General features: G+C 48.5%; 8 protein-coding genes and 1 pseudogene. All 9 read left to right on the top strand.

The window, feature by feature from the left end:
- Positions 1–181: 181 nt before the first annotated feature.
- The 9 genes and pseudogenes from leuB to NFR99_RS07535 all read left to right on the top strand — a co-directional run bounded on the left by leuB (position 182) and on the right by NFR99_RS07535 (position 12,191).
- Positions 182–1,264, top strand: a complete 1,083-nt coding sequence (gene leuB / locus NFR99_RS07575; RefSeq protein WP_120483917.1) for a 3-isopropylmalate dehydrogenase — start codon at positions 182–184, stop codon at positions 1,262–1,264.
- Positions 1,265–1,280: 16 nt separating this feature from the next.
- Positions 1,281–2,951: a dihydroxy-acid dehydratase gene (gene ilvD / locus NFR99_RS07570; RefSeq protein ID WP_120483918.1), complete on the top strand. Its 1,671-nt coding sequence runs from the start codon at positions 1,281–1,283 to the stop codon at positions 2,949–2,951.
- A gap of 15 nt (positions 2,952–2,966) precedes the next feature.
- Complete coding sequence (gene ilvB / locus NFR99_RS07565; RefSeq protein ID WP_120483980.1) at positions 2,967–4,652, top strand: biosynthetic-type acetolactate synthase large subunit; 1,686 nt, start codon at positions 2,967–2,969, stop codon at positions 4,650–4,652.
- Positions 4,653–4,683: 31 nt separating this feature from the next.
- Positions 4,684–5,766, top strand: coding sequence for a 3-phosphoserine/phosphohydroxythreonine transaminase (serC, locus tag NFR99_RS07560; RefSeq protein WP_120483979.1), 1,083 nt, complete (start codon positions 4,684–4,686; stop codon positions 5,764–5,766).
- Between the two features lies 1 nt (position 5,767).
- On the top strand, positions 5,768–6,931 hold the full coding sequence (locus NFR99_RS07555; protein WP_120483919.1) for a 3-phosphoglycerate dehydrogenase family protein: 1,164 nt from the start codon (positions 5,768–5,770) through the stop codon (positions 6,929–6,931).
- Positions 6,932–7,024: 93 nt separating this feature from the next.
- On the top strand, positions 7,025–8,257 hold the full coding sequence (locus NFR99_RS07550) for a DUF1015 domain-containing protein (RefSeq protein WP_120483920.1): 1,233 nt from the start codon (positions 7,025–7,027) through the stop codon (positions 8,255–8,257).
- Positions 8,258–8,595: 338 nt separating this feature from the next.
- Positions 8,596–10,875 (top strand): annotated as a pseudogene (glgB, locus tag NFR99_RS07545) (1,4-alpha-glucan branching protein GlgB); the annotation flags it as partial.
- 48 nt (positions 10,876–10,923) lie between these two features.
- On the top strand, positions 10,924–11,814 hold the full coding sequence (locus tag NFR99_RS07540; RefSeq protein WP_120483922.1) for a mechanosensitive ion channel family protein: 891 nt from the start codon (positions 10,924–10,926) through the stop codon (positions 11,812–11,814).
- Positions 11,815–11,822: 8 nt separating this feature from the next.
- The gene (locus NFR99_RS07535; protein ID WP_135974540.1) at positions 11,823–12,191 is read left to right on the top strand and encodes a metal-sensing transcriptional repressor; all 369 of its coding nucleotides are present in this window, start codon (positions 11,823–11,825) and stop codon (positions 12,189–12,191) included.
- The last annotated feature ends 5 nt before the right edge of the window (positions 12,192–12,196 follow it).

Here is a 12,196-nt window from a genome sequence, read left to right as displayed (position 1 = left end):
AAAAGCAAAAAACGGCCGCTGCGGTGCAGCGGCCTTTTTTTGCTTTTATTCCATTCTTTACGGTTGAAATCTGTCTGAAAATGCATTATTATATTATACTAAAGCGGCAAAGGGTGGCTTTCATCCTTATTAAATAGTGTTTTTATAGAGAAATCAGTTTTGGAAATGGAGGATTTGTATAATGGGTTACAAGATTACGGTGATTCCGGGAGACGGAATCGGACCTGAAATTGTCAGGGAAGCTGTCAAGGTGCTGGATGCGGCAGGAGAGAAGTATGGCTTCCGGTTAGATTATACGGAAGTTCTGATGGGTGGAGCCTCGATTGACGTACATGGCGTGCCGTTGACGGACGAAGTGATTGCACAGGCGAAAGCCAGTGATGCGGTGCTGATGGGGTCAATCGGAGGGGATGCGGCAACTTCTCCCTGGTATCAGCTGGAGCCGTCCAAACGGCCGGAAGCAGGGCTTCTGAAAATCCGTAAGGAGCTGAACCTGTTTGCAAATTTGAGGCCTGCATACCTTTATAGTGAGCTGAAAGCGGCATGTCCGCTGCGCAGCGATATTATTGGCGGCGGCTTTGATATGATGATTATGCGTGAGCTGACCGGAGGCCTTTATTTTGGCGAACGCTGTACGACAGAGGAGAACGGCGTGCGGAAAGCAAAGGATACGCTGACTTATGATGAAAATGAAATCCGCAGGATTGCGAAGCGGGGATTTGATATTGCCAGGAAGCGCAGGAAGAAAGTAACCAGTGTGGATAAGGCGAATGTGCTGGATTCTTCCAGGCTTTGGAGGGCTGTTGTGGAAGATGTTGCGAAGGATTATCCTGACGTGGAGCTGGAGCATATGCTGGTGGATAACTGCGCGATGCAGCTGGTGCGTGACCCGAAGCAGTTTGACGTCATTCTGACGGAAAATATGTTTGGAGATATTTTATCTGACGAGGCCAGTATGGTGACCGGGTCTATCGGGATGCTTTCTTCTGCAAGCTTGAATGAGACAAAGTTTGGGCTGTATGAGCCAAGTCATGGCTCAGCGCCGGATATTGCAGGGAAAGATTTGGCGAATCCGATTGCCACGATTCTTTCGGCTGCTATGATGCTGCGTTTTTCATTGGATTTGGATAAGGCGGCAGACGCTATTGAAGCGGCAGTGAAGCAGGTGCTGACAGAAGGATACCGCACAGGGGATATTTATTCCGAAGGATGCAAAAAGGTAGGGACTGTGGAAATGGGAAGCCTGATTGCAGAAAGGGTTTAAATGAGGAGGTATATATATGAAAAGTGATAACGTAAAAAAGGGAGTGCAGCAGGCTCCGCACCGTTCCCTGTTTAACGCGCTGGGCATGACAAAAGAGGAGATGGAACGGCCTCTGGTGGGAATTGTCAGTTCGCATAATGAAATTGTTCCGGGGCATATGAATCTGGATAAAATTGTAAATGCAGTGAAGCAAGGCGTAGCTATGGCTGGCGGGACGCCGATCGTATTTCCGGCGATTGCGGTATGTGATGGTATCGCTATGGGACATATCGGCATGAAATATTCTCTGGTGACAAGGGATTTGATTGCAGATTCCACAGAAGCGATGGCGATGGCGCATCAGTTTGACGCGCTGGTAATGGTGCCGAACTGTGACAAGAATGTGCCGGGGCTTTTGATGGCGGCTGCACGCATCAATGTTCCTACCGTATTTGTAAGCGGAGGGCCGATGATGGCGGGGCATGTACAGGGGAAGAAAACAAGCCTTTCCTCCATGTTTGAAGCAGTGGGATCTTACAGCGCAGGCACGATCAGCGAAGAAGAACTGGATGAGTTCGAGTGCAAGACATGTCCCACTTGCGGTTCTTGTTCCGGTATGTATACAGCAAACAGCATGAACTGCCTGACAGAAGTTTTGGGAATGGGGCTTCCAGGCAACGGAACGATTCCGGCAGTCTACTCTGAGCGTATCCGCCTGGCGAAACATGCCGGAATGCAGGTAATGGAAATGTACAGGAAGAATATCCGACCTTTGGATATTATGACGGAAGAAGCTGTCCTGAATGCTCTGACAGTAGATATGGCTCTGGGATGTTCTACAAACAGTATGCTGCATCTTCCGGCGATTGCTCATGAGATTGGCATGGATTTTGATATTACATTTGCGAATGAAATCAGTGCAAAAACCCCGAACCTCTGCCATTTGGCTCCGGCAGGTCCTACATATATGGAGGATTTAAATGAGGCGGGCGGTGTGTATGCTGTTATGAATGAATTAAATAAAAAGAATCTCCTGCATACGGAATGTATAACAGTGACAGGGAAAACAGTTGGGGAGAATATAAAGAATTGTGTAAATAAGAATCCGGCTGTAATTCGCCCGGTTGAGAATCCGTACAGTGAGACGGGAGGCCTGGCAGTGCTGACCGGAAACCTGGCGCCGGACGGCGGCGTGGTGAAACGTTCGGCGGTGGTACCGGAAATGATGGTGCATGAAGGGCCGGCGCGGGTATTTGAGTGCGAGGAAGATGCGTGTGAGGCAATTCTTACCGGAAAGATTTCTGCCGGGGACGTGGTGGTTATCCGTTACGAAGGGCCCAAGGGAGGTCCGGGTATGCGTGAGATGTTAAATCCGACATCCGAGATTGCAGGCATGGGGCTTGGTTCCAGCGTGGCGCTGATTACAGACGGACGTTTCAGCGGCGCGTCAAGGGGAGCCTCTATCGGACATGTTTCGCCTGAGGCGGCAGTAGGAGGTCCGATTGCCCTGGTAGAAGAGGGAGATATCATTAAAATCAACATCCCGGAGAATAAGCTGGAGCTTGCAGTATCGGATGAAGAGATGGCGGCGAGACGGGCGAAATGGCAGCCGCGGGAACCAAAGGTGACGACAGGCTATCTGGCACGGTACGCGGCAATGGTAACTTCAGGAAACCGGGGCGCTATCTTGGAAGTACCCGGAAGATAAATGGGAGGGAAGCAGATGAAATTAACAGGTTCAGAAATTGTAATTGAATGTTTAAAGGAACAGGGTGTTGATACCGTGTTTGGCTATCCGGGAGGAACGATCCTGAATATCTATGACGCGCTTTATAAACACCAGGATGAGATTTTTCATATCCTGACCTCCCATGAGCAGGGAGCGGCTCATGCGGCAGATGGGTATGCGCGCGCCACAGGAAAGGTAGGCGTATGTATGGCCACATCGGGGCCGGGAGCTACGAACCTGGTGACAGGTATTGCTACCGCATATATGGATTCCGTGCCTATGGTGGCAATTACTGCGAATGTGGCAGTGCCTATGCTGGGGCGCGACAGTTTCCAGGAGATTGACATTGCAGGTGTGACAATGCCGATTACCAAGCATAATTATATAGTAAAAGACGTAAACAAACTGGCAGACACAATCCGTATGGCATTTCATATCGCGCGTTCCGGCAGGCCGGGACCGGTGCTGGTGGATATTACAAAAGACGTGACTGCAAATAGTGCGGAATATACACCTGAAAAGCCTTATGAGACAGAAAGAAGTACAGAGTACATCAAAGAGAAAGATTTGGAAAAAGCGATAGAGCTGATTAACCATTCCAAGAAGCCTTTTATTTTCGTGGGCGGCGGCGCCGTGATTTCAGACGCCGCAAAAGAACTGATGGAGTTTGCCGAGAAGGTTCATGCTCCGGTGGCGGACAGTTTGATGGGAAAGGGTGCGTTTGACGGCAGAAGCGAGCTGTATACGGGAATGTTGGGAATGCATGGGACAAAGGCTTCAAACCTGGGAGTTACCCACTGTGATTTGCTGATTACCATAGGCTCCAGGTTTAGTGACCGTGTCGTGGGAAATGCAAAGACCTTTGCGAAAAATGCGAAGATTATCCAGATAGATGTAGACCCGGCGGAAATCAATAAAAATATTGTGGTGGACTGCAGTGTGATTGGCGATGTCAAGGAAGTGCTGAAACGCATGAACACGAAAATTGAAGACCACAACCACGATGAATGGCTGGCTTATGTACATGGCATGGTGGAGAAATATCCGCTCCGTTACAATGAAGATATCCTGACAGGGCCTTATGTGGTGGAAGAAATCTATAAAGTAACGGGCGGCGACGCAATCATTACCACCGAGGTAGGGCAGCATCAGATGTGGGCGGCACAGTTTTATAAATACAAAAAACCGCATACCTTTATCACGTCCGGCGGTCTGGGAACGATGGGCTATGGTCTTGGCGCAAGCCTTGGCGCAAAAGTGGGACGCCCTGAGAAGACGGTTATCAATATTGCGGGAGACGGATGCTTCCGCATGAATATGAATGAGATTGCTACGGCGAGCCGCTACAATATCCCAATTATCCAGGTGGTTATCAATAACCATGTGCTTGGAATGGTGCGCCAGTGGCAGACGCTTTTCTATGGAAAGCGCTACTCCAATACAATTCTTAATGACGCGGTAGATTTCGTGAAGCTGGCAGAGGCTATGGGAGCCGTGGGCATACGCGTTACGAAAAAAGAAGAAGTGGCTCCGGCGCTGGAGAAAGCGATGAGCCTGGGACGTCCGGTAGTGATTGACTGCGTAATTGACCAGGATGATAAGGTATTCCCGATGGTTCCGGCGGGAGATTCTATTGAAAATGTGTTTGACCAGGAAGACCTGGCAAAAAAAGAAAATTAGAAATATTTTATTTGATGAGGAGGAAACAAAAGTGAGCAGAGTGTACAATTTTTCAGCGGGTCCGGCCGTATTGCCGGAAGAGGTACTAAGAGAAGCAGCAGAGGAAATGATGGATTACAAGGGTTCCGGCATGTCCGTTATGGAAATGAGTCACCGATCGCAGGTTTTCGATGATATCATCAAAGAGGCAGAACAGGATTTGAGGGATTTGATGAACATCCCTGACAATTATAAAGTTTTATTCCTTCAGGGCGGCGCTTCCCAGCAGTTTGCCATGATTCCGATGAATTTGATGAAGAATAAAGTGGCAGACTATATTGTTACCGGGCAGTGGGCAAAGAAAGCCTACCAGGAGGCGCAGAAATACGGGAAGGCAAATAAAATCGCGTCATCTGAGGATAAGACGTTTTCTTATATTCCGGACTGTTCCGATCTTCCAATCAGCGAGGATGCGGATTATGTGTATATCTGTGAAAATAACACGATTTACGGCACAAAGTTTAAGAAACTGCCGAATACCAAAGGGAAACTGCTGGTGTCAGATATATCATCCTGCTTTTTATCGGAGCCTGTAGACGTGGCGAAATACGGTATCCTTTACGGCGGTGTGCAGAAGAACATCGGACCTGCGGGAATGGTTATCGCGATTGTTCGTGAGGATTTGATTACGGAGGACGTACTGCCTGGCACGCCGACCATGCTTACGTACAAAACCCATGCAGACGCGGAGTCCCTTTACAATACGCCGAACTGCTACTGCATCTATATGTGCGGGAAGGTGTTTAAATGGCTGAAAAATATGGGCGGGCTGGAAGCGATGAAGGAGCGCAATGAGAAAAAGGCTGCGATCCTGTATGATTTTCTGGATCAGAGCAAGATGTTTCATGGGACTGTGGTAAAAGAGGATCGTTCCCTAATGAATGTACCGTTTGTTACCGGGGACAAAGAGCTGGATGCTAAATTTGTAAAAGAGGCAAAAGCAGCAGGCCTGGAGAACCTGAAAGGCCACCGCAGCGTAGGTGGAATGAGAGCCAGCATTTACAATGCCATGCCGATAGAGGGTGTGGAAAAATTAGTGGAGTTTATGAAGAAATTTGAAGAGGAGAATCTGTAAAATGTTAAAGTATACATGCTTAAATCCAATTGCCGAGGCGGGCCTCGGACTGTTTGACGACGAATATGAAAAAGTAGATACCATCGAAGAGGCAGATGCCGTACTGGTAAGAAGCGCGGCGATGCATGACCTGGAGCTTCCGGAGACCTTGGAGGCGATTGCCAGAGCCGGGGCGGGAGTAAATAATATTCCGCTGGAGAAATGTGCAGATAAAGGAATCGTGGTATTTAATACGCCGGGCGCAAATGCCAACGGTGTAAAGGAACTGGTACTGGCAGGAATGCTGCTGGCGTCCCGCGATATCATCGGCGGCGTAAACTGGGTGCAGACAGAACGTCAGAACGAAGAGATTGCGAAGCTGGCTGAGAAGCAGAAGAAACAGTTTGCAGGACATGAAATCCAGGGAAAGAAGCTGGGAATCATCGGTCTGGGCGCGATTGGAATCCTGGTAGCAAATGCCGCAGTGAATCTGGGCATGGAAGTTTATGGGTATGACCCGTATATTTCGGTGGATGCGGCATGGAAGCTTTCAAGAAATATTAAGCATATCAACGATGTGAACGAGATTTACCGGGAATGTGATTTTATTACCATCCATGTACCGCTTCTGGAGTCTACGAAAAATATGATTAACCAGGAAGCGATCAATATGATGAAAGACGGCGTAGTAGTTCTGAATTTTGCCAGGGATATCCTGGTAGACGAGAATGCTATGGTCATGGCGCTGAAGACTGGAAAAGTCAGGAAATATGTAACAGATTTTCCGAATCATACGACCGCGGCAGAAAAGGACTGCATCGTAATTCCGCATCTTGGGGCGTCTACCGAAGAGTCTGAGGAAAACTGTGCGGTGATGGCGGTTCAGGAATTGAAAGATTATCTGGAGAATGGAAATATCAGGAATTCTGTGAACTATCCGAACTGTGATATGGGAGACTGCATCAGCGTATGCCGTGTGGGGATTAATCACAGAAATACGAAGAATATGATTAGCCAGTTTACTTCTATTTTTGGAAATGCAGACATGAATATCTGCAACATGGTTAACAAAAGTAAAGGGGACTATGCGTACTCGCTCTTTGATTTGGAGCAGCCTTTAAGTGCAGAGGTACTGGAGCGTCTAAAGAGTGTGGACGGCGTACTCAGGGTAAGGGTAATTAAATAGTATCTGTAAAATCCATAGAGAACAGCAGTAATTGCGCATATGCCCTGCTGTTCTCTTATTCATAAATAATAAATTCAATTAAGGAGAGCTGTTATGGCAAGGATTAAGGCATTTTCCGGCATCCGTCCCAGGAAGGGGCTGGAAGCGAGAATCGCGGCGCTTCCCTATGATGTTTACAGCCGGGAGGAAGCAAAAATACAGGTAGAGAAAGAACCGATGAGTTTTTTGAGGATCGACAGGGCGGAAACAGGACTGGATGACAGCGTAGACGTTTATGACCCTAAGGTGTATCAGAGGGCGCACGATTTACTCTGGGAAATGGTAGAGAAGGGTGAATTTGTGCGGGAGGAAAAGCCCTGCCTGTACCTGTATGAACAGAGGATGGCGGGACGCTGCCAGACCGGCCTGGTGGCATGCGCTTCGGTGGATGATTATTTAAATCAGGTGATTAAAAAGCATGAGAATACCAGGGCGGATAAAGAGGCGGACCGCATTCGCCATGTGGATGTATGCAACGCCCAGACAGGGCCGATTTTCCTGGCATACAGGAGACAGGAAGCACTCCAGGAAATTTTTGCCGGGGTAAAGACGGGAGAGCCGCTGTTTGCATTTTCATCGGAAGATGGCGTGGAGCATCGGGGCTGGATGATTGCGGAGGATGAAACGGTAAAGAGGATTATAGAGATTTTTGGAGGCATGGACAGCATTTATATTGCAGACGGACATCACCGTGCTGCCTCAGCAGTGGCAGTAGGCAGGAAGCGCAGAGCTGAAAAACCGGGATATACAGGAGAGGAAGAATTTAACTATTTCCTTTCGGTGCTGTTTCCGGGTGAAGAACTCTTTATTATGGATTATAACCGGGTCGTGCATGATTTGAACGGGCTGACGGAAGAAGAATTCTTAGAGGCTGTGGAAGAAAAATTTCTGGTAGAAAAATGTGGGGAAGCATATTCGCCGGAAAAAAAGGGAAAGATGGGAATGTACCTGGGGAATCAGTGGTATGCCCTTACAGTCAGAAAAGAGTATGAAAGCGACGACCCTATTGAGGGATTGGACGTGTCCATCCTGCAGAGGGAGGTGCTGGCGCCTGTTCTGGGAATCACAGATCCAAAAACAGACAGCCGGATTGGGTTTATCGGAGGAATCCGCGGGCTTTCAGAGCTGGAGCGGCGGGTACATACAGACTGTAAGGCGGCTTTCGCCATGTACCCTACGTCTATTGAAGAACTGTACAGGGTAGCGGACCAGGGTCTGCTTATGCCGCCAAAGTCTACCTGGTTTGAGCCGAAACTGCGGAGCGGGCTGTTTATTCATGAACTTTAAACAAAGGATGCCTGGCAGTGGAGCGCGGCAGTTCCGGCAATCGGACTGTTGGCTGAAAGAGGGAGACGCGGTGAGAGGGCGGTGTCTCTTTCTTTTTAGTTTTGTGCAGAAGTAACAGTTTAGCCCAGGACTTTGCGCTTGCTGCAAAGTCCGTGAAATAGCGTTTCGGTTGAGGGGCGTCAAGCCACCACGAAGTGGTTTTGCATGGCTTGATGCCAGTAACAGGAAACCGAAGGCTGAACTGTTACGTGCAGAATGTTAAGAAATGCCATCTTTTATTGCGGATTCAGGTATATTTGTGATAGAATGGAAGAAAACGGAATAGCAGGAGGTATGCTATGGAGGAAAAACTATATAATCTGATGGATTGGGCGGCGATTGAAGCGCTTGTGTATTCAGAGGAGGATAACCCACACAGTATTTTAGGACCGCATATCACGGAGGATGGAGTCCTGATACAGACATTTCTTCCCACGGCTGTGAAAGCATCCGTGAAGGTATCCGGCGGGAAGAAAGAGTATCCGATGATTATGGAGGATGAAGAAGGATTTTTTGCAGTACTGATTCCGAGAAAGACCATTCCGGAATATACGATTTGTGCAGAATTTGACAATGGGGCCGTGGAAGAGTTTGCGGATCCTTATGCATTTGCTCCTCAGATTACGGAAAAGGATACGAAGAAATTTAATGCGGGTATCTGTTATGATATTTATGAGAAATTGGGCGCTCATCCAATGGTTATCGATGGCGTGGCGGGCGTGCTTTTCGCAGTGTGGGCGCCGAATGCCGTGCGGGTGAGCGTGGTGTGTGATTCAGTGCTCTGGGACGGGAGGCGTCTTCCAATGAGGCGGCTGTGGGATTCCGGTATCTTCGAATTATTCGTACCCGGGATGAAAGCGGGAACGGTTTATAAATATGAAATAAAGGCAAAAGGCGGTTTGACATTCCTGAAATCAGACCCTTATGGCAATGCGGCGGAAGTCCGCCCGGATAATGCGTCTATCGTAGCAGATTTGACGAAGTTCACCTGGACGGATGACGCTTATCGCAAAGAGCGTAAAGCGATGCAGAATAAAAAGGCGCCAATCTCTATTTATGAGATGCACATTGGCTCTTGGAAAAAACCAGAAGATGGGGAGCGCGAATTTTACAATTACAGGGAAATTGCGCCGATGCTGGCAGAATATATTAAGGAGCTGGGCTATACCCATGTGGAACTGATGCCGGTTATGGAGCATCCTTTTGACGCGTCCTGGGGCTATCAGGTTACCGGATATTATGCGCCTACCAGCCGCTGCGGTTCGCCGGAAGATTTTATGTATTTTATGAATTATATGCATGAGCAGGGAATCGGCGTGATCCTGGACTGGGTTCCAGCGCATTTTCCGCGGGATACGTTCGGCATGTGCGCATTTGACGGGACATGCCTTTATGAGCATCTTGACCCGCGGCAGGGCTGGCATCCGGACTGGGGGACTCTGATTTACAATTACGGCCGTCCGGAAGTAAAAAATTTCCTGATTGCGAACGCTCTGTTCTGGGCAGAAAAATACCATGCAGACGGTATCCGCATGGACGCGGTGGCATCTATGCTCTATCTGGATTACGGAAAGAAAGACGGTGAGTGGGTTGCGAATATGTACGGCGGCCACGAGAATCTGGAAGCAATAGAATTTCTGAAGCATCTGAATTCTGTTTTTAAGAAAAAGTATCCGGATGTGCTGCTGATTGCAGAGGAGTCCACGGCATGGCCGAAGATTACCGGAGATGTGGAGGATGACGGGCTGGGCTTTGACTACAAGTGGAACATGGGCTGGATGAATGATTTTATTGACTATATGTCAAAAGACCCGCTGTTCCGGGGCGGCGCCCACGGGGAGCTGACATTCAGCATGGTGTATGCTTACAGCGAGGATTTCATACTGACGCTATCTCATGATGAGGTTGTGCATGGAAAGGCATCCATGATAGGGAAAATGCCTGGGGAACGGGCGCAGCAGTTCGCGAACCTGAGGGCGGCATATGGCTACATGATGTGCCATCCCGGAAAAAAGCTGCTCTTTATGGGACAGGATTTTGCCCAGTACAGCGAGTGGTCGGAGGCGAAATCCCTGGAATGGAATCTTTTGCAGTATGACGAGCACAGACAGATGAAAGAGTATATGACGGCGCTGAATAAGTTCTACCGGGAGCATCCGGCGATGTATCAGCTTGACCATAACCCGGACGGATTTACCTGGATCAATGCGATTTCAGGAAATGAAAATATGCTGGTGTTCACAAGGAATACAAAGAAACGGGAAGAAACCCTGCTGGTTGTGTGCAATTTCTCGCCGCTGGTATATGAAAACCGTAAGATTGGCGTGCCATATGCGGGCAAATACAAAGAAATCTTCAACAGTGACAGGGGAGAGTTCGGAGGAAGCGGCGCGGTGAATCCACGCCTTAAGCAGTCAAAGAAAGAAGAATGCGACGACAGGCCGAATTCCATTACAATTAAGGTGCCGCCTATGGGAATTTCTATTTTCTCGTATACAAAGTCTGCGCCGAAAGCAAAAGATAACAAGGCGGCAAAGAGTGAAACAGGAAAGGCTCCGGCAAAGAAGAAAAATCTGAAAGCAGATTTAGAAGGGAAATACGTGAAGGCGCGGAGTGCGAGGTAAAACATGCAGGAAACAGAACTGGGGGAACAGGTAGCGAAGGTAGTGCAGGAGAAAGCAGAAGAGGCAAACAGGATGCTTTCTTACATTAATGGCAAAATTCCGGCTCTGCTGGATTTCGGATTGAAGCTTTTGATAGCCGGGATTATCTTTTTTATCGGTTCCAGGGTGATAGCGCTCCTTTTAAAAATCCTGAAGCGTTCTTTCGTGCGGGCGCAGATGGAAGAAGGTTCCCTGCACTTTATGAATTCTCTGATTAAAGCACTGCTGTATATCATCCTTGTGGCGGGGCTGGCAGGTTATCTTGGGGTAAAGGAAGCTTCGATAGCGGCGCTTTTAGGATCTATGGGGGTCGGAATCGTGCTTGCTTTAAAAGAGTCCTTGTCAAATCTCGCCGGAGGATTTATACTCTTAATCATGAAGCCTTTTAAGGTCGGTGATTATATTAAAGAGGATGCCCGTGGAAACGAGGGAACCGTGGAGAAAATCGACCTTTTTTATACGTATCTGCTGACACCGGATAACCGGACAGTGAGCGTGCCCAACGGAACGTTATCGAATACCAGCCTTACGAATATCTCGCTGCAGGAAAAGCGGCAGATCCGGGAAATCGTGGGGATTTCCTACCAGGCAGATATCCAGACGGCGAAGAAGGCGATTGAGAAGATTCTGAGGGAAGAAGAAAGCGTTTTAGCGGCAGATCCGGTTGAAGTCTTTGTAGATTCCCTGAATGAAAGTTCGGTGGATTTGGGCTGGAGAGCCTGGGTACGCCCGGAGGATTACTTTGCGGCTAAATGGAGGCTTACGGAGGCGATAAAATATGGGCTTGATGAAGTGGGAATTGAAATACCCTATCGGCAGCTTGAAGTGGCTGTGCGGCAGGCAGAGAAGGAGTAGAGAAGCAAATGGAGCCACATAAGCATGTGAGACAAGATGGCAGTGTGTATGAGCATACACATATCCATGCTCATGACAATGAACATGTCCCCCATTGCCATGGAGGGCACACGCATACCCATGAGAATACCAAAGCGGTGCTCAACCGCCTGGCAAGGGCAATCGGGCATCTGGAATCCATTAAGAAAATGGTTGAGAGCGGGAGGGACTGCAGCGAAGTGCTGATTCAGCTCTCGGCAGTAAAGGCGGCTATTAATAATACAGGAAAGGTCATCCTGCATGACCATATCCAGCATTGTCTGGTGGAAGCGGTAGAGACAGGGGATACAGAGGCGATTGAAGAATTGAACAGGGCCATTGACAGATTTATTAAATAAGAGGA

The sequence above is a fragment of the Hominisplanchenecus murintestinalis genome, assembly GCF_943193015.1.
Lineage (GTDB): Bacteria > Bacillota > Clostridia > Lachnospirales > Lachnospiraceae > Hominisplanchenecus_A > Hominisplanchenecus_A murintestinalis.
This window is presented reverse-complemented; position numbering and strand designations above follow the sequence as displayed.

Coding starts and splice junctions, on each gene's coding strand:
- NFR99_RS07540 (WP_120483922.1), top strand. CDS start 10,924: ATGCAGGAAACAGAACTGGGGGAACAGGTAGCGAAGGTAGTGCAGGAG.
- ilvD (WP_120483918.1), top strand. CDS start 1,281: ATGAAAAGTGATAACGTAAAAAAGGGAGTGCAGCAGGCTCCGCACCGT.
- NFR99_RS07555 (WP_120483919.1), top strand. CDS start 5,768: ATGTTAAAGTATACATGCTTAAATCCAATTGCCGAGGCGGGCCTCGGA.
- leuB (WP_120483917.1), top strand. CDS start 182: ATGGGTTACAAGATTACGGTGATTCCGGGAGACGGAATCGGACCTGAA.
- NFR99_RS07535 (WP_135974540.1), top strand. CDS start 11,823: ATGGAGCCACATAAGCATGTGAGACAAGATGGCAGTGTGTATGAGCAT.
- NFR99_RS07550 (WP_120483920.1), top strand. CDS start 7,025: ATGGCAAGGATTAAGGCATTTTCCGGCATCCGTCCCAGGAAGGGGCTG.
- ilvB (WP_120483980.1), top strand. CDS start 2,967: ATGAAATTAACAGGTTCAGAAATTGTAATTGAATGTTTAAAGGAACAG.